The sequence below is a fragment of the Polaribacter butkevichii genome (assembly GCF_038024105.1).
Lineage (GTDB): Bacteria > Bacteroidota > Bacteroidia > Flavobacteriales > Flavobacteriaceae > Polaribacter > Polaribacter butkevichii.
The window spans coordinates 2258693-2281039 of sequence record NZ_CP150661.1 but is presented as its reverse complement, the minus strand read 5'-3'; the positions used below and the strand labels follow the sequence as shown (position 1 = coordinate 2281039).

Annotated in this window: 18 protein-coding genes; 15 read left to right on the top strand and 3 right to left on the bottom strand. The window is 28.2% G+C overall.

Translation table 11 applies throughout. From position 1 onward, the window contains the following. Window positions 1-26: 26 nt before the first annotated feature. From WG951_RS09650 to WG951_RS09640, 3 genes are all read right to left on the bottom strand, one after another. Window positions 27-932 (bottom strand): YihY/virulence factor BrkB family protein, encoded by a 906-nt coding sequence (locus WG951_RS09650; protein WP_105049999.1) that lies wholly within the window; start codon window positions 930-932, stop codon window positions 27-29. Window positions 933-1229: 297 nt separating this feature from the next. Continuing rightward, a complete protein-coding gene (locus WG951_RS09645; RefSeq protein WP_105050000.1) occupies window positions 1230-4679 on the bottom strand; it encodes a hypothetical protein in 3450 nt (1149 codons plus the stop codon). A 236-nt stretch (window positions 4680-4915) separates the two neighbouring features. Next, on the bottom strand, window positions 4916-6094 hold the full coding sequence (locus tag WG951_RS09640; RefSeq protein WP_105050001.1) for an acyl-CoA dehydrogenase family protein: 1179 nt from the start codon (window positions 6092-6094) through the stop codon (window positions 4916-4918). Between the two features lie 173 nt (window positions 6095-6267). Between WG951_RS09640 and rnpA the strand changes: the two genes are divergently transcribed. The 15 genes from rnpA (at window position 6268) to WG951_RS09565 (ending at window position 22270) form a co-directional block, all read left to right on the top strand. Then, on the top strand, window positions 6268-6660 hold the full coding sequence (gene rnpA, locus WG951_RS09635) for a ribonuclease P protein component (protein ID WP_105050002.1): 393 nt from the start codon (window positions 6268-6270) through the stop codon (window positions 6658-6660). After that, on the top strand, window positions 6647-8278 hold the full coding sequence (locus WG951_RS09630) for a S41 family peptidase (RefSeq protein ID WP_105050003.1): 1632 nt from the start codon (window positions 6647-6649) through the stop codon (window positions 8276-8278). The genes rnpA and WG951_RS09630 overlap by 14 nt, the downstream gene beginning before the upstream one ends. 28 nt (window positions 8279-8306) lie before the next feature. Then, entirely contained in the window at window positions 8307-9986 is a 1680-nt protein-coding gene (locus tag WG951_RS09625; protein ID WP_105050004.1) for a DUF6909 family protein, read from the top strand. A 36-nt stretch (window positions 9987-10022) separates the two neighbouring features. Next, window positions 10023-11060, top strand: a complete 1038-nt coding sequence (locus WG951_RS09620) for a hypothetical protein (RefSeq protein ID WP_105050005.1) — start codon at window positions 10023-10025, stop codon at window positions 11058-11060. Window positions 11061-11062: 2 nt separating this feature from the next. Beyond that, a complete protein-coding gene (gene rfbB / locus WG951_RS09615) occupies window positions 11063-12070 on the top strand; it encodes a dTDP-glucose 4,6-dehydratase (protein WP_105050006.1) in 1008 nt (335 codons plus the stop codon). Between the two features lies 1 nt (window position 12071). Further along, complete coding sequence (gene rfbA / locus WG951_RS09610; protein ID WP_105050007.1) at window positions 12072-12929, top strand: glucose-1-phosphate thymidylyltransferase RfbA; 858 nt, start codon at window positions 12072-12074, stop codon at window positions 12927-12929. Then, window positions 12926-13465, top strand: coding sequence for a dTDP-4-dehydrorhamnose 3,5-epimerase (gene rfbC / locus WG951_RS09605; protein ID WP_105050008.1), 540 nt, complete (start codon window positions 12926-12928; stop codon window positions 13463-13465). The genes rfbA and rfbC overlap by 4 nt, the downstream gene beginning before the upstream one ends. Window positions 13466-13642: 177 nt before the next feature. After that, a complete protein-coding gene (locus WG951_RS09600; RefSeq protein WP_105050009.1) occupies window positions 13643-14932 on the top strand; it encodes an oligosaccharide flippase family protein in 1290 nt (429 codons plus the stop codon). Window positions 14933-15021: 89 nt separating this feature from the next. Beyond that, window positions 15022-15645, top strand: coding sequence for an acyltransferase (locus WG951_RS09595; protein WP_105050010.1), 624 nt, complete (start codon window positions 15022-15024; stop codon window positions 15643-15645). Between the two features lie 5 nt (window positions 15646-15650). Continuing rightward, window positions 15651-16676 carry a glycosyltransferase family A protein gene (locus tag WG951_RS09590; protein WP_105050011.1) on the top strand — a complete coding sequence of 342 codons (1026 nt, stop codon included), beginning with the start codon at window positions 15651-15653 and terminating at the stop codon, window positions 16674-16676. A gap of 4 nt (window positions 16677-16680) precedes the next feature. Then, the gene (locus tag WG951_RS09585) at window positions 16681-17862 is read left to right on the top strand and encodes a hypothetical protein (protein ID WP_105050012.1); all 1182 of its coding nucleotides are present in this window, start codon (window positions 16681-16683) and stop codon (window positions 17860-17862) included. Then, on the top strand, window positions 17849-19036 hold the full coding sequence (locus tag WG951_RS09580) for an O-antigen ligase family protein (protein ID WP_105050013.1): 1188 nt from the start codon (window positions 17849-17851) through the stop codon (window positions 19034-19036). Before WG951_RS09585 ends, WG951_RS09580 begins: the two co-directional genes overlap by 14 nt. A gap of 4 nt (window positions 19037-19040) precedes the next feature. Continuing rightward, the gene (locus tag WG951_RS09575; RefSeq protein WP_105050014.1) at window positions 19041-20153 is read left to right on the top strand and encodes a glycosyltransferase; all 1113 of its coding nucleotides are present in this window, start codon (window positions 19041-19043) and stop codon (window positions 20151-20153) included. A gap of 5 nt (window positions 20154-20158) precedes the next feature. Beyond that, the gene (locus WG951_RS09570) at window positions 20159-21514 is read left to right on the top strand and encodes an exopolysaccharide biosynthesis polyprenyl glycosylphosphotransferase (protein ID WP_105050015.1); all 1356 of its coding nucleotides are present in this window, start codon (window positions 20159-20161) and stop codon (window positions 21512-21514) included. Next, entirely contained in the window at window positions 21515-22270 is a 756-nt protein-coding gene (locus tag WG951_RS09565) for a glycosyltransferase (protein WP_105050016.1), read from the top strand. Window positions 22271-22347: the final 77 nt, after the last annotated feature.

The following is a 22347-nucleotide window of genomic DNA, read 5'->3' as shown; positions in this document are numbered from 1 at the left end:
TTTTAAAAAGTATTAATTTTAAAGGTTTATTTGATAATTTTTTTTGGCTGATGTAAATAATATTTTTTAGAATAAGCTCTTGTAAAATGAGCTCCATAAAATAGAATTAGGCTGGTGTAAGAAACCCATAACATTATTAAAATCATAGAGCCCGCAGCTCCATAAGTAGACGCTGGTTCTAGTTCTCTAAAGTAAATTGCTAACAGGTATTTACCAACAACAAAAAGACATGAGGTAAGAAAAGCACCAACCCTAACGGCTCGCCAAGGAACATTTGCATTGGGCAAAATTTTAAACATGGCTGCAAAAATAAAATAAATGGCTGCTAGCGATATAAATATATCAAACGTAAATATAAAATTTACGTAGCTCTCAGAAAGTATATGTTTTAAGTTTTCTGCAAAAGCACTTAATAAAGAGGTTAATACAAGACTTATTAGTAACAAGAAGATAATAATTAAAATAAAACCAAAACTTTTTAATCTACCAAATACAGTTTCTAAAACACCATTTTTAAATCTAGGTTTGGCCTCCCAAATAGTATCTAATACATTTTGTATTTGAAAGAATACTCCTGTAGCTCCATAAAGTAAAGTTGCAATACCTATAATAGTTGCAAAAATGGATGTTTTTTTATTTCCATCATTAACCATCATTTCTTTTATAGTTTCTGCTGTTTCTTTACCAATAGCTCTAGATACCTCATCAAGAATTTCTCCCTCAACAATTTCACGTCCCCAAATAGAGCCTACAATGTTAAAAATGATAATAATTAAAGCAGGTAAAGATAAAATAGCATAATATGCAATAATAGCTGCTTTATTAAAAGGATTGTTGTTAAACCAAGATTTGGCACTAACAACTAGTAAGTTTGGTAAATCTACTAACTTAAACTTTTTGTTATTTATTTCTTCTTCATTTGATTTTATCATACAAAGCTAAATTACAAAAAACTAGAACCACATAAAAAAAGATTACTGTGATATATTTTTACATCTATTTTTATTTATTCTAAATAAAGACTTATATTTGCAGCATAATTATTTGTAATGATTGTTTTTTATACTGAAAGTAAGCCTATAGTTTCTATGTTAAATACATCCGTTTGTGATAGTGTTTGTTCTTCTACTTGCATAAAACCAAAAAGTAGCTGTTGCAATAAGTATAAAAAAAAGGGCATCAACTGTAAGCGATGCCCTAATATTTTGCTAAAAGCTTCTTAGCTTAATTTACCCTTTTTTATATAACGGGTCTGCACCAATTGTACCGATTAAGCTTTCTAAATATTCGTTAGAACTAACATTTTTATATTCAATTTTTAATTTTTCTAAACGACTATTGATGTCCATTTCAGAAACTATAGATGCATTAAAAGGGTTTGCAATAAAGTCTTCGGAATATTTAATTTGATTACCGTAGAATGCAATATCTTTTTGTTGCTTTAATTTTAAACGCTCTTTGTACCAGTCGCTATTTATAACATACTCTCTGCTAAATAAATTACGTAATTCAGGATCGCTAATCTGTTTTCCTTGATAATTACCATACGCCATAATGTGTAATAGAACTTTTAAAGGAGGAATTGCAGCAGCGATACTACCATCTTCAAAATAATTTAAAGCAACTTTTTGTTGTGCTTCTACAATGTTTTTAATTCCGTCTACATAATCTTCTAAACCTTGTAACTCTGGTTTTAACATTCTTTCACTAAAAACAGCTGTTGGTTCATCAAAAATTCGATGCATACATCTGTAAGAGAATGTTTTTGTAATTCTGTATCCTAATCTACTAGCTAAAATAGTTTCTCCTTCGTATTCAAAATCTTCAATTTTTTCTAAAGAACCATTTTTAATTAATTCTTTAGGATCTCTGTCTTTTGGTTCTAATCTTGCCCAAATTTCAGGAATTAATAAACTTACATCATGGTCTATTTTGTTTTCTGCACCTACATAACCTGCCGCAGTACTAAATCCGTTAGATTCTGTTAAAATATGAGACAACAATGCATTGTTTAAATCTGTTGTTGGTGTAAGCATGTTAAACGGTGCTTTAGTTAAAGCTCCTTCAGATCCAGCACCTGTAGTAGATGGAGATTTACCTGTTAAACTACAAATAAAGTCCATAAATAATTCTGGTGCTTCTTGGTAATGAATAGGATTGTAAACCGCCAAAGGTCTTATTCCTGCAACTTTATCAACAGGGTTGTTTCTTCTACCTGGTAAAACTGCATTTACAACATGGTGTACAGGATCTTTACTTTTAATTTTTCTAACCAAACGTACACCAAGATCTGCTAAATAAGTAGCCTCTGTTTCTACCACATTTTTATTAGGTTCAAGGTAACGAGGGTTTTTTGTAGGTTCTCCGTTTACAATTCTGGTATGAGATGGAACCACAAAAAATTCTTCTTTTTGATCACTCTTTACAATACTTTCTATAAAATCTTTAACAGGTTGTGTGTATTTGTCAAAGTTGATAGTATCTTCATATAAAGCAATGGCATCTTCTTTTTTTAGTAGCTCGTAGTTGGTTAAAAAGCGTCCGTTTGTTACCAAATCTAATTCTGCCGCTTTATCATAACCTCTTACAACAGCTTCATCTGGTCTTTGAAAAAGATGCGCTTCGCAATTGGTTAATAATTTTAAACTTTTATTTGTAAACTCAGGATTTAGGTTGTTTAATAGATTTCTAGGTATGGTAATAGAAGCTGTAATATCATCTTCGGTTTGCACTTTTTCTGACGGAGAAAAATCTGAACGAAGTTTGTTTAACATCCAGTTTCCTTGTTCATTAAAACCAATACGAACATAACTACCCACAACAGGAGTGTTATTGTATAAAAGACTTGTACCTTTTTTTCCGTTGATAATTTCAACAGACATATATTCTTTCCAGTTTAAACTTCCGTGAGCTTGTCTGTGTAGCCTTTTTACAAAAAGGACTAAAGAACGAATATGAACCGGAATGTTGTTTAGCATTTCATTAAACTCGTCTGAATTTTCTTTAGAAGGGATTAATAATTTAACGGCAGAACTTAAGGTTCTTTTTTCACTTAAAAAAGATCTAGATATAGGTCTGTTTGGGTCTTTAACTTTCCAACGATTCGAATAAACATATTGTATAATCTCATCTGCCTTTTTAAAGTCTTCTTCTATGCTATGGATGTTAAAAGTACTATATGTAATAGCATTTTGCATGGGTTTAGAAATCTCAGATTTACCACCTCCAGAAACAGTACAAGGTTTGTGGCAAAAAACACCTTCTGCAAAAGTTTCTATAATTCTCCATAAATCGATTGATTTATGTTTTTCTAATTTTAATTTACTTCCGGTAGGATGCACGTATGTTTTATAAGGAGACAAGGTTAGTTTTTGCTCTTTACTATTATGCATCCAAGTAATACTATTTGTATTGGTGTTTACGTATGCAAATTCTGGAATGTAAACAATATTAGGATATTTTTTGTCTACTGCATAATTTTCTGGTTTTACCTCTATGGTATCTCCTAAAAGTTCTTTTACGCCTTCGAAAGTATGTTTAAAATTATAGAAAGCAGCGTAATCTTTACCATCTACAGTATCGCCCATTACTCTTCTTGCAAATGCAATTGCACCACCCGCATGTTCTTCTTCTACCAAACCAAATAAGTTGGCAGAATAACTAATTTGAGTTTTAATTTCTTTTTTAGAATATCCGTAGTAATTATCAGCAATTAAAGTAATAACAACCCCTCTATCATCTCTACAGGTAATTTTAAAAGCACCACCATCATTATAAAGTTCGTTTTCATTTTTCCAACACATTCCGTCTTTTCTTTGACGTTCTGTAGCGTCATCAAAATGAGGTAGACCAACGTCTTTCTTTTTTAACTCTTTTAATTGCGGAGCTAAAACGATACAACCTGTATGACCGGTCCAGTGTTCTGTATCTAAAGCAGCATCATTTTGCGCCAAATTAGGGTCTCCTGCATTGCCAAAAATAGATTCTACAAAATCTAAATTACTTACCAAGTTTCCAGGAACAAAGAATCTAACTTCTAAAGATTTTTCTGAAATAACACCTTTTACTTCTGGGCAAACAATAGGTCTAAGTAGTGTAGAAACCATTACTTTGGCTTGTTTTTCTTGACTAGATGTAAATGGCAATGTTTTTAAATCATCCGAAGGATTAAAGGCTGCATTTAAAAAATGTGCAAATACTACTTTGGGTACTTCAAATTTATCTAAAGGCACCGGTAAACTTCCCTCTACAATATGAAAAGTACCTTTTGTGGTTCTTTTATCATTTAAAGGATTGTTTAAAATACCTTGTTTTACTCTACTTGTAGTAACTAAATCACTTTTAAAAGAATTTCCATCTGGTGGTAAACTCACCTCTCTTGCTTGTCCTTTTTTTGATAAAACTAACGTGTCGTTTGGTATTGCAATTGATTTATCAATAGAAACATCTTTAAAATAATCGTCTATAAAATCTTGAATTCTTGTGTCTACAGGAGAAAGATGATTGGATAATAATCTTGATTTCTCTTGAATACTTTTGATAAGACTGCTTGTTAATTCTTCGAATTTAGGATTTAAAAATTGGGTGGAATTTTCTGGTTTGTCTTTAAAAGTTGGTTGGCCTAATGAAGCTAATTGTAAATTGATAAACTGAATAATGTCATTTCTAGTTTCTTGCATAGTGAGATGTCCTTATTGTTATGGTATCGTTCTATAGCAAAAATAAAACATGAATTAATTTTAAAACCTGTTAAATATCATGTTTACAGCGTATTTTGAAAGCTTAATTGAGGTTTTTAATAAAAAAGTGAATTTATTATGTTTAAGTTTAGTGTTTCTAATTAGGTTGATAAAAAATATTTCTACAATTTTTTTGATGGTAATTTTTATCAAAGAATATCTAGCCTTACAGTTATTTATTTAAAAGCACTTAAACCCGTTACATCTAAACCTGTAATTAATAAATGAATATCATGTGTGCCTTCGTAGGTAATTACACTTTCTAGGTTCATCATGTGGCGCATAATAGAATATTCGCCAGTAATTCCCATACCGCCTAACATTTGTCTTGCTTCTCTAGCAATTGTAATTGCCATGTCTACATTATTTCGTTTTGCCATAGAAATTTGAGCAGAGGTTGCTTTTTCTTCGTTTCTTAAAGTACCGAGTCTCCAAGCTAATAATTGCGCCTTGGTGATTTCTGTAATCATTTCAGCTAATTTTTTTTGTTGTAATTGAAACTGACCAATAGGTTTGCCAAATTGTTCGCGCTCCTTACAATAGCGTAATGCAGTGTCATAGCAATCCATAGCAGCACCAATTGCGCCCCAAGCAATTCCGAAACGAGCTGAATCTAAACAACCTAATGGTGCTCCCAATCCAGATTTATTTGGTAACAAGTTTTCTTTGGGTACTTTTACATTATCAAAAATAAGTTCTCCGGTTGCAGAAGCACGTAAAGACCATTTGTTATGGGTTGTAGGTGTTGTAAAACCTTCCATTCCGCGTTCCACTATTAAACCATGAATTCTACCCTCTTCATTTTTTGCCCAAACAACTGCTATTTGTGCAAAAGGCGCGTTAGAAATCCACATTTTTGCCCCATTTAAAAGATAATGATCTCCCATGTCTTTAAACTTCGTTTCCATTCCAGAAGGATTAGAGCCATGATTTGGTTCTGTTAATCCAAAGCAACCCATCCATTCGCCAGAAGCTAATTTTGGTAAATATTTTTTACGCTGTGCTTCATTGCCATATTTAAAAATAGGGTACATAACCAATGAAGATTGTACAGAAGCAGTAGAACGAACACCAGAATCTCCACGTTCTATTTCTTGCATAATTAATCCGTAAGAAATTTGATCTAAACCTGCTCCACCATATTCTTCTGGTATGTAAGGACCAAAAGCACCAATTTCTGCTAAACCACTAATAATTTGTGTAGGAAACTCTGCTTTCTGAGCATATTCTTCGATAATAGGAGAAACATCGCGTTTTACCCAATCTCTTGCAGCGTCTCGTATTAACTTGTGTTCTTCCGTTAATAAATCATCTAAATTGTAATAATCTGGAGCCTGAAAAAGATCTTGTTTCATGTTTTTGATATCTAAGAATTATACTATTAGTTTTTTTATGGGTTGTTTAATTGTGTTATTTTAAACAAATATATGTATTGTTGTTAAATTTTAATTGATTTTAAATTAAAAATTACTAAAGTTAAAGATACAAAATCTATTAAAAGTAGATGATTTCTATTAAGTTTGTAAATATGAAGCATACCCTAGGAAAAGAAGAACGTTTAAAAAGCAAAAAGCTAATAGAAAGGTTGTATACGGAGAGAAATTCTGTAAAAGCGTTTCCTCTTAGAATGATTTTTTTACAAACAGAACATACATCAAATTTTCCTGCTCAGGTTGGTGTTTCTGTTCCAAAACGAAACTTTAAGTCTGCTGTAGATAGAAATCGATTGAAACGATTAATGCGAGAATCTTATCGTTTGCAAAAAGAAATTGTGTACAATAATTTAGAAAAACCGTATATTTTTATGATTTCGTATATTGGAAAAGAAGCATGTACCTACGATGAAATGTTCTTAAAAATGGAAAAACTGTTAACTAGGTTTATAGAAGAAACCAAAAACATAAATAATGACAAAATTTAATTTTTCTAAAAAAACGATTTTGGTTCTTTTAGTAGGAACCCTTTTTTTGTCGTTTTCATTTAAATCTAAATTTTTTGAAGTTGCAAAACAAATAGAAATTTACAATACGTTGTTTAAGGAGTTAAATATGTATTATATAGATGAAATTAATCCGGCAGAATTAACGAACAAAGCAATAAAAAATACCCTAAAAGATTTAGACCCTTATACTAATTTTTATAACGAGCAAGATGTAGAAGATGCCAAAATTAGAAGAGAAGGTGAGTATGGAGGTATTGGGGTTACCGTATATTACTTAAAAAATGGAATTCAAATTAATGAAGTTTATAAAGGATACGCTGCAGATAAAGCAGGACTAAAAGCAGGAGATGTTATTGTTTCTGTTGATGGGCAATCTGTAAAAAATATGGAAAGAGAACAGCTTTCTATGTTGATAAAAGGAACGCCAAACAGTAAGTTTTCTGTTACATTAGAAAGGCAAGGTAATACTATTCAGAAAGAAATTACTAGAGATAAAGTGGTTTTAAACCCTGTTCCGTTTTTTAAAATGATAGATGAAGAAACAGGATATATTGTACTAACACGTTTTAATAACAAAGCATCATCCGAAGTAAAAAAAGCATTTAGAGCATTAAAAAAGACCGGAATGAAAAAACTAGTTTTCGATTTAAGAGGAAATCCTGGAGGCTCATTATCGGAATCTTTAAATATTTGCAACTTTTTTTTACCAAAAGGGAAAACGCTTGTTACCACAAAAGCAAAAATTAAAAAATGGAGTAACATCTATAAAAGTAAAAATGAACCTTTAGATTTAGAAATTCCTATTGTGGTTTTGGTAAACGGTCGTTCTGCTTCTGCATCAGAAATAGTAAGTGGTTCTTTGCAAGATTATGATAGAGCTGTAATTATGGGACAACGTTCTTTTGGAAAAGGTTTGGTACAACGTTATAGAAAACTAACGTATGGTACACAGTTAAAATTAACAATTTCTAAATATTATACACCAAGTGGTAGATGCATTCAAGAATTAGATTATGCCAATAGAGATAAAGATGGTAATGTGCCTAAGTTTTCAGCTTCTGGTATTAATGAGTTTAAAACAGCAAATGGTAGAAAAGTGTATGACGGAGGTGGTGTTTTACCAGATGTGGTTATTAAGACTTCTAAAAAAACAGGAGCAACTGAAAGTTTATTAAATTCTATGGCTGTTTTTAATTATGCAACAAGGTATTATTATAATCATTCACAAATAGAAAGTGAAACTAATTTTGATTTTAAAGAAGCAGGTTTCACAGACTTTACCAATTATTTAAAAGTAGATACTACGTTTGTTACCAAGCAAGAAAAACTGTTTAAAGAAGCTTACAAGGCATCAAAAGGAAAAGATATTTCTAAAGAATATAACCAAATTAAAGAGAAGTTATTTAAAGATAAGATTGATGAAATATCTAAAAATAAAGATATTTTAAAAAGCGTTATTAAAGAAGAAATATTAAAAAGATATTATTATGAAGAAGGTATTTATACTCATAATTTAAAGAACGATTTGGTTATAAAAGAGGCCGTTAGCCTTCTAAATAACCAAGACAGATATAAGCAGCTATTATCCGTTAAATAATTTTATCTTTGAAAATTAATAATTTAACATGGCAACAATAAATAAAACAGATAGAACTAGAGCTCAAGAGTCTACAAACGCAATAGAAAAATTATACATTTCTATGCGTCATTTATTTAGTAGAGGTTTTTATAAACCAATGGGAATTTCTGGAGAAACGTTACGTAAATCGTTACTTTCTCTAAGACCCGAAATTTATGGTTCAATTGCAGAAGAAAGAATTGAATTAAATGGTTTGGTGTATGTTATAGAAAGACTTCCAAAAGGAATTGAAGAATGCCAGTTTATAAATTTAACCGCAGATGAAGGATATAGTGATTCTCATTTCGAAAGCATAATTCCACCAAAAAGAAGAAGAAACTGTTACAGAATAGATAAAGATCAAATGAACATAGAGATTACTCGTGGTCGTTCTGAAATTTATGATATTCTTACACATTTAACTTTCTTATTTATTGAGTCTCATAAAATTCAAAAAAGAGTAACCATAAATGAAGGGACAGACTTTATTAGAGAATGGAAATATTTAGAAGATATTGTTATTTACAATAAAGAGATTACTGCCCAAGAAAGAGAGGTAGCTATTGCACACTTAAGTAATATTTTAGGAAGAACTTTTGAAGAGGTTTTAGAAATTCATAAAACGTTTAAAACAGCACAAAATCAAGACAGATTTTTTCATTTAATTTATTGGTTAGGTAAGTTAGCAATTAATGAAGTTTTAGACAACAAGAAAAGAAAAGTTACTTTTAGTACTGTTTTAATTGAAGAAATTGGGCATCATATTTATGGTGATGTTTGGGCAAATAACATAAAGAAAGTTTTAAAAGAAAATAAGCTTTTAAAAAGACCTATACATATTATTAGCGCAAATATGCACAGTGTATTAAACTCTATTTACGCTAAAGGAGCATTACCAAAAGAAGCTGCAGAGCATGAAGGTTTTGAGCTATTTCAATTGTTAAGTAATTCAGACAGTAAACCATTACAAAGGGCTGTTAAAGAATATGCTTCAGAAAACGGTTTAATTTATATTAAAGATACTTCTGGTACAAATATAAATGTACAAGTTATAGATACTGATAAAATTGATTTTGAGCATGCTTCTTTTGATAAAGTAAATTCTATAAATAAAAAACCTGTAATAATTGTAATGGATTATGCGTTTGGAGAGCAGGCTTATGAGACAATGGATGAACTTTTAAAACCGTATAAAAATACCAAAAAGAAAAATCATTTAGACGTAAAATCTGTTTCTATAATGGGTAAAGCAGGAATTTTAGAGGGAGGTAAAGGAGATATTATGATTCCGACGGCACATATTTTTGAAGGTACTGCAGACAATTATCCTTTTAAAAATGAGTTATCTAAAGAAGATTTAGAAGGTTTTGGAGTGCAAGTATTTGATGGCTCTATGATTTCGGTGTTAGGAACCTCATTACAAAATAAAGATTTATTAGAGTTTTTTCATGACTCTACCTGGAATGTTATTGGTTTAGAAATGGAAGGAGCACATTATCAAAAAGCAATTCAATCTGCATCAAAAATTAGAGGGAATATTGCTAAAAATGTAAAAGTAAGATACGCGTATTATGCTTCAGATAACCCTTTAGAAACTGGTGGTACTTTAGCATCCGGAGGTTTAGGGATGACAGGTGTTACACCTACTTATGCGATTACTCAAAAAATATTAGAACAAATTTTTTAATAGATTAAGATAAAATTTTACAACCAAATTAAAACAATGTCAACAAGTCAAAAAAATAGCGAAGAAGAAGTAGATTTAGGTTCTTTATTTGTAATTATAGGAAAAGGATTTTCTAGGTTTTTCAATTTTATTGGAAGTATTTTTAAAAGTATTTTTCATCTATTAATTTTAATTTTACTCTTTTTTAAACAAAATATTTTAAAAATTGGAATAGCAGTTATAATTGGCGGTGGAATTGGAGCTTTTTTAGAAGCTAAAAAAGAAGACTTATTTAGTTCGGACTTATTAGTAAAACCTAATTTTAAAAGTGCTAGACAATTATATAGTAATATAGATTACTATAATGATTTAGTAAAACAAAAAGATACTGCTAGTTTAATAAAGACGTTTCATTTAGATAAAGAAACAGCAGCTTCTTTAAAGAAGTTTACAATAGAACCTATAAAAACAGAGAATGATATTATAGATTCATATAATGATTTTATTACATCTGTAGATACTACAACGGTAAAGAGTTATGATTATGAGGATTTTAAACTATCGTTTTCTGAATATGACTATAAAGTTCATCAAATTCGTGTAGTTGCAGGGAAAAATGACGTGTTTGCAGGTTTAGGGGATGTAATTATTTCTTCTGTTGTTAGTAATAAGTATTTTGATAGGTTAAAATCATTAACCAATGAAAATTTAAATAGAACAGATTCATTATTACGCCAGAATTTAGGGCAAGTAGATTCTTTAAGAAGAGTTTATATGCAGGTGATGATTGAGGAAGCAAAAAAACAAACAAACGGTACTAATATAGATCTAGGTGGAGAAAAAAGAACAACTAAAGAACTCGAACTGTTTGAAACTAACAGAAAAATTAATTCAGAATTAAAAGATGTTGTTAAAGATAGGTCAGAGAAATACGAAATTATAAATATTGTTTCAAATTTTCAGCCAATAGGTTATAAAATAAAAGGTGTAACTAAAAATTATGTCTTTTTATTAGGAGCTTTAGGTGCTGTTTTTATGATTTTATTTTTATTAATAAAACAACTAAATGTTTATTTAAATAATTATAAAAAATAAGGATGCAATCAATTTTAATAACAGGAGGAGCAGGATTTATAGGGGCAAATTTTATACCTTATTTTTTAGAGAATAATAAAGATGTACAAATTGTAAATTTAGATGTATTAACTTATGCTGGTGACGTTTCTAATTTAAGTGAGGTTAATGAAGATTCTAGATATACTTTTGTACAAGGAGATATTTGCGATAGAGCTTTAGTAGAAAAACTATTTAAACAATACAATTTTAATGGTGTAATTCATTTTGCAGCAGAATCACATGTAGATAACTCTATTAAGAACCCAGATGCCTTTGTGAGAACAAATGTTTTTGGAACGTTTAATTTATTAGATGTTGCTAAAAATTACTGGATGGAAGCTCCAAACGTTTATAAAAAAGGATTTGAAACGGCTAGATTTCATCATATTTCTACCGATGAGGTTTACGGTACTTTAGGGGCAACAGGTTTGTTTACAGAACAAACCCCTTATGCGCCCAATAGTCCTTATAGTGCCTCAAAAGCGTCATCAGATTTTATGGTTAGAAGTTATTTTCATACCTATGGAATGAATGTTGTTACTACAAACTGTTCTAATAACTACGGACCAAAGCAACATGATGAAAAGTTAATTCCTACCATAATTAGAAAAGCAATTTCAGGAGAAAATATCCCCATTTATGGAGACGGAAAAAATATTAGAGATTGGTTGTATGTTTTAGATCACTGTAAAGGTATTGATTTGGTTTATAAAACAGGTAAAACTGGCGAGACCTACAATATTGGAGGAAAAAATGAACGCGATAACTTATATATAGTTGATAAAATTTGCGGAATTTTAGATACAATGATTCCTAAAACCACATCTTATAAAGAGCAAATTAGTTTTGTTAAAGATAGACCGGGTCACGATTTTAGGTATGCAATTGATGCATCAAAAATTGAAAGTGAATTAGGTTGGAAAGCAGATGAAAATTTTGAAACAGGTATACAAAAAACCATCGAATGGTATTTAAAAAAATATCAATAATATGAAAGGAATAGTTTTAGCAGGAGGTTCAGGTACAAGATTACATCCATTAACATTGGCAATAAGTAAACAATTAATGCCAGTGTACGATAAACCGATGATTTATTACCCAATTTCGGTTTTAATGTTAGCAGGTATTCATGAAATTTTAATAATATCTACACCTCAAGATTTACCATTGTTTAAGCGTTTATTAGGTGATGGAAAAAAATATGGATGTGATTTTCAATATGCTGTACAAGAAGCGCCAAATGGTTTGGCAGAAGCGTTTATTATTGGAGAAAAGTTTATTGGTAAAGATAAAGTAGCTTTAATTTTAGGCGATAATATTTTTTATGGGTCTGGTTTGCCTAAATTATTAAAAGCAAACAATAACCCTGATGGAGGTATTGTATATGCGTACCATGTAAACGACCCGGAGCGTTATGGCGTTGTAGAATTTGATGATGATTTTAATGCAGTTTCTATAGAAGAAAAACCCGAAAATCCAAAATCTAATTATGCTGTTCCTGGAATTTATTTTTATGACAATTCTGTAATTGAAATTGCAAAAAATATGAAACCAAGTAAAAGGGGGGAGTTAGAAATTACAGATGTTAACAAAATATATTTAGAAAATGGAAATTTATCTGTTAGAGTTTTAGATAGAGGTACTGCTTGGTTAGATACAGGTACTTTTAATTCCTTAATGCAAGCATCGCAATTTGTACAAGTAATAGAGGAAAGACAAGGCTTAAAAATAGGTTCTATAGAAGAAGCTGCTTTTAGATCTGGGTTTATTACTAAAGAAAAAATGCATCAATTAGCAAAGCCATTATTAAAAAGTGGTTATGGAAATAATTTATTAAAAATAAAATGAAAGTTACAGAAACAAGTTTAAAAGGATGTTATGTTATAGAACCTCTTTTTTTTAAAGATAACAGAGGTTGTTTTTTATTGGAATATAATAAAAAAGAATTTCAAGAAAAAACAGGTTTTGATGGAGATTTTGTATTAGGAAACCAATCTACTTCACAATATGGAGTTGTAAGAGGTTTACACTTACAAAGAGGAGAATTTGCACAAGCAAAATTAGTACGAGTTGTAAAAGGTAAAATTTTAGATGTTGCTGTAGATGCAAGAAAAGGTTCTGAAACTTTTGGCAAAGTATTTTCTGTAGAATTATCTGCAGATAATAATAAACAATTATTTGTGCCTAGGGGGTTTTTACATGGCTTTTCTGTTTTAGAAGATGACACTATTGTATCTTATAAATGTGATAACTATTATGAGCCTGCAGCAGAAGATGGTGTTTTATTTGATGATAAAGATTTAAATATCGATTGGCAAATACCTGTTGATAAAGTTACTTTGTCTGAGAAGGATACCAAGTTAAAAGCGTTTAATGGGTTTTAAGTAATAACAAGTATAGAAACTTATCTAAAAAAATAGTTGTTTCTAGTTGTGCTTTTTAATTATATGATGAAGAGGCTATATTCTGAATATTTATTATTAGACAAAGATAAAGGGGGTAAGTTTGTAACTTATTGGAAATAGGCTCAATAAAAAATAAGTTACTTAAAGTAAAAAAAATTGAATAGAATATTAGACTTTATTAAGAATAAAAAGAATTTAAAAATAATTAAGAATTTTTCAGCTCTTACATTAATTCAAGTACTTAATTATTTATTTGTTTTATTGTTAATACCATATGTAGTTAGAATTATTCACGCAAATAATTTTGGGTTAATTACTTATTATAATGAGATATTAGTTTATTTTATAATTTTAGTTAATTTTGGTTTTGAATTTACAGCTACAAGAAAAATATCATTAAATATTGATGATAAATTAGAGATAAGAAAAATTTTTTGGGAGACAGTTTTTGTAAGAACCACCTTAATGTTTTTTAGCTTTCTTATCTTTTTATTGATAATATTCTATGCAGAAAGTATATCCAATATTGGTTTATTGATAATCATTTTTTGTAAGATTATTGGTTTAACCTACCTGCCTACTTGGTTTCTTACAGGAATAGAAAAGAATAATATAGCAGCCTATTTTGTTTTCTTTTCAAAGCTAAGTGCTTTGATTTTAATATTGTTATTTGTCAATAATGAAGATGATTTTATTCTTTATGCATTAATTTTAACAATTGTAGAAATTGTAATAGGGTTATCTTTATTTATGTATGTAATTTATAAATATGATTTATCTGTAGTTATAAAACCAAACTTAAATTCGTTGTTTTCTATAGTAAAAGAAAATTTTTCAATTTTCTTAAATATTATTTTAAACCAATACGTAACTCTCAATTTTTTTCTATTAGGCTTCTTTGTTAGCGATGAATTATTAGGATATTACGGAGGTGCTTTTAAAATAATTATGCCAATTATGATAATCACTTGGTTCCCTTTAAATCAATCAATTTATCCTTTAATGAACAGAGCATTTGATGAGGGTTTAAAAAAAGGAATTACCATTTTTAAAAAGATGTTACGCCCTATTTTAATATTTAATTGCTTATTAACGTTATTTATATATGTTGCTGCGCCTCTTTTAGTGAAAATAGTTTTAGGAAAAGAGTTTGTTAGTTCTGTTAGAATTTTAAGGATATTTTCATTTCTTCCAATTCTAGTAACTCTAACAAATTATTTAACAATACAAGGTTTGTATGCAATGAAATTAGAAAGGTTATCGCCTTACATTGGGTTTTTTGTGGGGCTTACTTGTTTATCTTTAAATCTAATATTCACACCTGATTATGGTGTTTTATCTTCTGCATATATTTGGGTCTTTACTCAATTATTAGCAGTATTAATTACCATGTATGTATTGTATAAAAATGGACTAAATGTTTTAGAAAGAAATAAGAATAGTTAGAAATATTAAATTGTCTTTTATATTATTTTTTATGAAAAGAAAAAAGGTCAAGGTGGTTTTTAAAATAATAAGTTAATTAATTTTTTAGAATGATTAGAAAGATTGTTGAGATTTTTGCGCATTTTGTTAGTCTATTCTTTAATTATAGTTTAATTAAATATTGGAAGTTTTTCATAAATAATATTTACAGTTACAGTGTAAAGAGAAGGTTTAAAAAATGTGGTAATAATACTTTTATAGAAGCGCCAATATATATAGAAGGAGCTAGAAATATTACGATTGGTAATGATTTTTATTGTTTTAAAAGGCTACGAATTGAAGCTTATGAGAAGCATCTTCAAAGCAAGTTTAAACCTGTTATTTTAATAGGTAATAACGTTAGTATAAACTATGATTGTCATATAGGCTGTATTAATAAAATTGTTCTTGGAGATAACGTTCTTATAGGAAGTAGAGTGTTTATTACAGATCATTATCATGGAGATACAGATAATTCTAACATATTAGATGTTGCTCCAAACAAAAGGCAGTTAGTGTCAAAAGGTCCTGTTATCATTGAAAGCAATGTTTGGATTGGTGAAGGAGTGTCAATTATGCCTAATGTTACTATTGGAAAAAATTCAATTATTGGTGCCAATGCTGTTGTAACTAAAAGTTTTCCGGCTAATTCTATTATTGGTGGTGTGCCTGCCAAATTGATAAAAAAAGTGTAAAAAAAATGAAAGTAAGTTTAGAAGGGTTTAGTGTTGCTATTCCAGCATATAGTAGAGTAAAGGAGTTTGAAGAATTATTGGTATCAATTTATGATATGTCTTTTTTGCCAAATGAAATTGTTATTTGTGAAGATGGTTCTAAAGAACGAAAGGAATTGTCAGCAATAGGCTCTCAATGGAAATCTAAATTTCAAGAAAAAAACTGTAACCTTATTTTTATTGAAAACGAAATAAATTTAGGTTACGACGCTAACGTTAGAAAATTAATTGAAGTCTCTTCTTTTAAATGGGTTGTTTTAATTGGTAATGATGATTTGTTTTTAAAAGATGGTTTAAGTATTTTAAAGGAGTTTACTGACAGAAATGAAAATATTTCTATGGTGTCAAGGCCTTTTATAAGGTTTAGTGATGATATTAATAAACCATTAGGATTCTCTACTATAGATAGTAAAGAAAATATATATAGTAATTCTAACAAGAGTTCTTCAAAAATGATTTTTAGATCTTGTGGATTTGTTGGAGGATTAGTAATAAATAGAAACTGGGCTTTACCATTAGCAACAAAGAAATATGATGGTTCTTTGTACTATCAAATCTATTTAGCATGTAATGCTTTTTGTACAAATGGAATTGGTTACTTAAAATCACCAACTGTGGGTGGAAGAACAGGTAATCCACCATTATTTGGTTCTGCAGAGAGTGAATCTGAAATTCATATACCAGGAGCTTACTCAGCAAAAGGAAGAGCAAAAATGTGGAAATCTGTATTAGAAATCTCGCAAGACATAGGTACAAAATATAAAGTAGATATATATAAAGATTTAAAAAAAGAGTTAATGGTTAAACAGTCTTTTCATGTTTTTGAAATGAATGTTGGAGTTGGAGTAAGAGAATTAAAGGAGTTGAAAAGTGAATTAAAGAAAATAGAATTGTTTAATCATATTGTTCCAAAATTTTTATTTACTATAAATTATTTCTTTGGTAGAAATGCTTTAATTTTTTATCGATTAATTAGAAAAATAGCACAATAATAAATTGATAATAAAAACAAAATATTCACTTTTTAGAATTGTTTTAGTATTGGCTATAATATTTAATATAGCCTTACCTAAAGGAGGATTTGATGTTGCAGGTATACCTATTACTTGGGGCTATATTATCCTTTTCTTTATTATTTTTTTTACTCTTTTTAAAAGTTTACTTTTAACTAAAATAGGAACTTATAGGCTGCAGGCTTACTTACTATCATTACCATTTACTATATTTTTTATTTTCTATTTATTTTATGTTAAGAAGTTTTCTTTAGGAGGAGGTTTTTTAATATCCTGTATTATAAGTTTTGTTTTTTTTCCAATGATATTTTTATTGTTTTTTGAAGAATGGATAAAAAAAATCATTAAAGATTTTGACTTTTTTCACAAGATATTATTACGCACAATATTATTTATATCTGTATTTGGTATTATATTGTTTTTTTATAAAATAATTACAGGTGTAGCTTTTGAAATTCCTTATTTGACAGTGAATATTAAAGATTATGGTTTACTCAATTCGAAGCACAATAATAGAGGAGATGGAATATTTAAATTAATATCAACTTATAGTAACGGAAATATTTTTGGAGTTTGTATGTTGTTTCTATTACCTTTCACAAAAAATCATAAATGGCATAATATATTTTTAAAATCAGCTATGATTCTTACATTATCCAGAACAGTATGGGCTGGACTTATTATTTATGAAGTTATTTCTTATAGAAAACATTTTGTTAAAATGGCTCTAATAGGTTCAGGTGTTGCCTTTGCTTTAGTTTTTGTATTGGTATTTGTTTTAGGAAAAGATATGAGTTATCTATTAGACCCCACATTGAATGGCCGGTTAAATGGTGATTTTTTTCAAAAAATACATTTGTTTTTTTATGATTTAGATTTTAAAGGAATTACTGAAATGACTTACAAAAGTATTTTGGAGCAAATGGGTATTGTTGGTTTTATATTATTCGTTATTCATTTTTTTTCTTCATTATTTGTTAACCAGTTTTATAAATTATCTCAATATCAAAATGAATATCAAAAACAATTAAAAGTAGGGATATTGACATATTTAATTGTAGCATTTGTAGATGGAGCTTATGTTTTAATACCAGTTAGTTTGTTTTTATGGTTTTTTAATTCTTTAATTTTAACAAAACAATTAAAAGAAAATGAAGAAGGCTAGTTTATTTTTACTGCCCTTAGCAGTATCTTTTCCTATTGAAAAGCTAAGTAGTTTTTTTTTAGTACTGTTTTTGCTAACTCAATTGATTCTGTTTTTTTTAAAAAAGAAACATCTTACTTTCACTTACAAAATTTTTAAGAATCCATTAGTAATTTTGTTTTTTTTTACTTTTTTCTTATTAAAATTAAGAACCTCTTTAGGTGGATGGGATAGGGATTTATCGTTGCTATTAATACCTATGTTTTTTTCTTTCAGGAAACTTAAACAAGAAGATATTTACTTTATTTTAAAGTGGTTTGTTTATTTATTTGGTTTAGGATTGATAACTTGTCTATTTTATGAAATAATAGCAGAGTTTTATTTTTATAATTATGTCAATGAATGGAAATTAATAGAACATTATAAAAATAATCATATTTTTTATTTAGTGCATTCAATTTCAGAAAGAATAGGCTTTCATCATATTTATTTGTCATTATATATGTTTTGTGGTTTCATTGTTAGTCATTGGTTGTTGAGTGAAAAAGTTATTGATAGTATAAGAGAAAGGTGGTTTATAATCATTTTGATGATTTTCTTTTTTCTTTTTTCTTTTTTATCAATATCAAGAATGACTATTATTTCTTTTATTATTTATTTTTTAGGAGTAGTTTTCTATAGCTTAAAAAAAAGAAATAAGATAAATTATAGTTTAATAATATTCTTTATTTTTATAGGAGTATCCACTGTCTTTTTTTCAAACAAATTTACGGAAAGGTTTAAAAATATAAAAAATGACCCTAGAATTAATCTTTTTAATTTGTCTGTTGATTTATCTCAAGAAGCCTTTTTTTTAGGATATGGTGCTAGAAGAGGTGAAGAATTATTAATTGAAAAACAAAGGAAAGAAGGGGGTAATGTATATTACAATAATTCTCATAACCAATATTTAGATTATTTATTAAAAGGAGGGGGTCTTATGCTTTTATTCTTTTTAACACTTCTTTTTTTATTATCTAAGTATTTTATTGTAAATAATTTATATATAGGATATATATTTGTTTTCTTTTTTGCCTTACAATGCTTAACAGAAGCTTTAATGGAACGTTACAGAGGGATTATTTTGTTTTCTTTTTTAATTAGTATATTTCTTAAATTGGTGTCTTTTAAAAGTGAAAAAAAAATAATAAATTAAATTGATGAAAGTAGCTATTATACATTATTGGTTTATTTCAAGAAGAGGAGGAGAAAAAGTTGTCGAATCTCTTTTAAAATTATATCCAGATGCAGACATTTATACCCTTTTTTATGATGAAGAAAAATATGGAAATCATTTAAAGAAACATAATGTATACACCTCAAAGTATAATACTCCTTTTTATAGAAAATATTATCAAAAGATTTTCCCATTATACCCAAAAGCAGTTAAATCTTTAAAACTTAAACAAGATTATGATTTAATAATTTCTTCAGAATCAGGGCCTGCAAAAGGTATTCAGATAGATAATAATGCAAAACATGTGTGTTATATTCATAGTCCAATGAGATATTGTTGGGGGTTTACACAAGATTATTTAAACTCCATGAATATTCTTTTAAGGCCTTTTGCACGATTTCTTTTTAATAAATTAAAAGATTGGGATACTACCACTATTGATAATGTTGATTTGTATGTTGCAAATTCAATGAATGTAGCAAAAAGAGTGGAACGGTATTATAATAGAAAAGCAATTGTAGTTTATCCTCCAATAGAAGCTAAATTATTCGAGGAGCCTTTAGATTTAAAAAAGCATAAAGAGTTTTATTTAAGTTTTGGTGCTATAACACCTTATAAAAGAATAGATTTATTGGTTGATTGTTTTAATAATAATGGAAAAAAATTAATTATTATAGGTAATGGGTCTGAAAAAGAAAAGTTACAAAGGAAAGCCAAATCAAATATTGAGTTTAAAGGTTTTTTAGAGACTAAAGAGTTAGAAGAGTTTATTAAAGGAGCAAAAGCACTTTTGTTTCCTGGGGAAGAAGATTTTGGAATGATTCCCTTAGAGGTTATGTCATTTGGGATACCTGTAATTGCTTATAATAAAGGAGGAGCGCTTGAAACGGTTATTGAAAATAAGGAGGAAATTTCTAAATCTACGGGTATTTTTTTTAAGGAACAGGAAGTGAGTAGTTTACAGTCTGCAATTGATTTCTTCGATAAAGTTGAAAATAAGTTCAATCCAATTTGGATAAGAAAACATGCTAAAAAATTTGAAGAGAATAAGTTTTTATATAGTTTTAGCGAAACAATTACTAATCTGTTAAAATAATAAATTTGAAAAAAAGATATTCTTATTTAATAAAACCTTTACAAATTATTTTAGATATCATAATAATTAATTTAATTACTTACGTGATTTATGATATAGAATATTTTAATATATATTTTTTATCTTATATTACTGGTTTTTGGTTAGTTACTTCTTATTTATTTGGTTTTTATAAGATTTATAGATACACAAGTGTACTAAGGGTTTTTACACTTTTAGGAAAGCAGTTTTTAATTTTTACTTTAGGATATTTTGCTTATTTCGGTATTTTTAAAGAGGGGAGCGTTGTAAATAATCAATTCTTAATTTTAACTTCAATATTAAGTACTATAACCATCTTTAAGTTTTTGTTTTTTTTCTTATTAAAAAAATACAGATCCCTTGGAAAAAATTTTAGAACTACTGTCGTTCTAGGATTTGATGATTCTGCTAAAAAAGTAATTAAAATTTTTCAAAGCAAAGCTAATTTAGGTTATAAATACCTAGGTTTTTTTTCTGATAAAGAATCTAAATACTCTAATTATTTAGGTAAATTAAATGAATGTTTTAAATATATTTCCGAAAATTCGGTAGATGAAATTTACTGTTCATTATCCGTTTTAACTAAAGAACAAATTAAAGAATTAAATAAATTTGTTATCGAAAAAGGGATAGTTTTAAAACTAATTCCAGAGTCAAACGAACTTTACAGTAAGAATCAAAGTGCAGAGTATTATGATGATACGCTGTTAGTTTTAAATGTAAATAAATTGCCATTTGAATTTGCTGAAAATTTTTATATTAAAAGAATTTTCGATATTTTTTTCTCTTTGTTTGTTTGTTTATTTGTACTTTCTTGGTTGTGGCCAATTCTTTGGGTTTTAGTGAAATTAGAATCAAAAGGCCCCGTACTTTTTAAACAAAAAAGAGAAGGTATTAACGGTGAAGAATTTGTTTGTTACAAATTTAGGTCGATGAAAATAAATAAATTATCGGATAAAATACATGCTACAAAAAATGATGCTAGAGTAACAAAAATGGGAGCGTTTTTACGCAAAACAAGTATGGATGAATTACCTCAGTTTTTTAATGTATTAGTAGGTGACATGAGTGTAGTTGGACCCAGACCACATTTAGAAAGTTTGTCTTTAGAGTATCAAAAAGATGTAGATGATTATTTAAAAAGACATATTGTAAAACCAGGAATTACGGGTTTAGCCCAAGTAAGTGGGTATAGAGGAGAAATAAAAAGAAGGACAGATATTAAAAATAGAGTAAGGTTAGATATTTTTTATATCGAGAATTGGTCATTTTTTTTAGATATCAAAATTATTTTACAGACCATTCTTAATGTTTTTAAAGGGGAAGAAAAGGCGTATTAGATGACCGAAAATGTTACACTTACAGCCACAATTGTTCTTTACAATGAAAATCTATTATTATTAAAAAAAACAATTGACTCTTTTTTAAAAATAAATTTAGATAAGAAACTTTTTTTAATTGATAATTCACCTTCAAATACGTTACAGAAACACTTTATTTCTCCTGAAATTGAATATGTTTTTGTTGGTAAAAATATAGGTTTTGGTAGTGCTCATAATTTAGTTTTAGATAAAGTTAATTCACAATTTCATTTAGTTTTAAATCCAGATATTGAGTTTGACTCTCTAATTATTCCTATTTTAATTAGTAAATTAGAAGAAGAAAAAGAGGTTGCTTTTATAACACCAAAAGTTATTTATCCAAATAAAGAAAAACAATACGTTTGTAGAAAACATCCAACTTTTTTTGATTTGATAAATAGAAAACTAAAGATCTCTAAAAATCAAATTTTAAAAAACGAGTATAGAAATAAAGATTTATCAAAACCATTTTATCCAGAATTTATTCATGGTTGCTTTATGCTTTTTAAAACAGCCGATTTTAAAAATTTAAAAGGGTTCGATGAACGTTATTTCTTATATATGGAGGATGCTGATATTTGTAGGAAAATAGATGATTCAGGAAAAAAGAAACTATATTATCCAAACATAGAAATTATTCATCAACATCAAAAAGGTTCATCAAAAAATATTAAATTATTTTTTTATCACCTAGCATCCGCAATTAAATATTTTTTAAAATGGAGTTTTAGTTAAAATTAAACAATTATTAAAATTCATATTTCTAAAATGTCTTTCCCACGAAAGTGGAAATCCAAAGAATTTAAAATATA

Excerpts from the sequence above, each read along its gene's own strand:
- WG951_RS09650 (WP_105049999.1), bottom strand. The coding sequence starts at position 932 with ATGATAAAATCAAATGAAGAAGAAATAAATAACAAAAAGTTTAAGTTA.
- WG951_RS09645 (WP_105050000.1), bottom strand. The coding sequence starts at position 4,679 with ATGCAAGAAACTAGAAATGACATTATTCAGTTTATCAATTTACAATTA.
- WG951_RS09640 (WP_105050001.1), bottom strand. The coding sequence starts at position 6,094 with ATGAAACAAGATCTTTTTCAGGCTCCAGATTATTACAATTTAGATGAT.
- rnpA (WP_105050002.1), top strand. The coding sequence starts at position 6,268 with ATGAAGCATACCCTAGGAAAAGAAGAACGTTTAAAAAGCAAAAAGCTA.
- WG951_RS09630 (WP_105050003.1), top strand. The coding sequence starts at position 6,647 with ATGACAAAATTTAATTTTTCTAAAAAAACGATTTTGGTTCTTTTAGTA.
- WG951_RS09625 (WP_105050004.1), top strand. The coding sequence starts at position 8,307 with ATGGCAACAATAAATAAAACAGATAGAACTAGAGCTCAAGAGTCTACA.
- WG951_RS09620 (WP_105050005.1), top strand. The coding sequence starts at position 10,023 with ATGTCAACAAGTCAAAAAAATAGCGAAGAAGAAGTAGATTTAGGTTCT.
- rfbB (WP_105050006.1), top strand. The coding sequence starts at position 11,063 with ATGCAATCAATTTTAATAACAGGAGGAGCAGGATTTATAGGGGCAAAT.
- rfbA (WP_105050007.1), top strand. The coding sequence starts at position 12,072 with ATGAAAGGAATAGTTTTAGCAGGAGGTTCAGGTACAAGATTACATCCA.
- rfbC (WP_105050008.1), top strand. The coding sequence starts at position 12,926 with ATGAAAGTTACAGAAACAAGTTTAAAAGGATGTTATGTTATAGAACCT.
- WG951_RS09595 (WP_105050010.1), top strand. The coding sequence starts at position 15,022 with ATGATTAGAAAGATTGTTGAGATTTTTGCGCATTTTGTTAGTCTATTC.
- WG951_RS09590 (WP_105050011.1), top strand. The coding sequence starts at position 15,651 with ATGAAAGTAAGTTTAGAAGGGTTTAGTGTTGCTATTCCAGCATATAGT.
- WG951_RS09580 (WP_105050013.1), top strand. The coding sequence starts at position 17,849 with ATGAAGAAGGCTAGTTTATTTTTACTGCCCTTAGCAGTATCTTTTCCT.
- WG951_RS09575 (WP_105050014.1), top strand. The coding sequence starts at position 19,041 with ATGAAAGTAGCTATTATACATTATTGGTTTATTTCAAGAAGAGGAGGA.
- WG951_RS09565 (WP_105050016.1), top strand. The coding sequence starts at position 21,515 with ATGACCGAAAATGTTACACTTACAGCCACAATTGTTCTTTACAATGAA.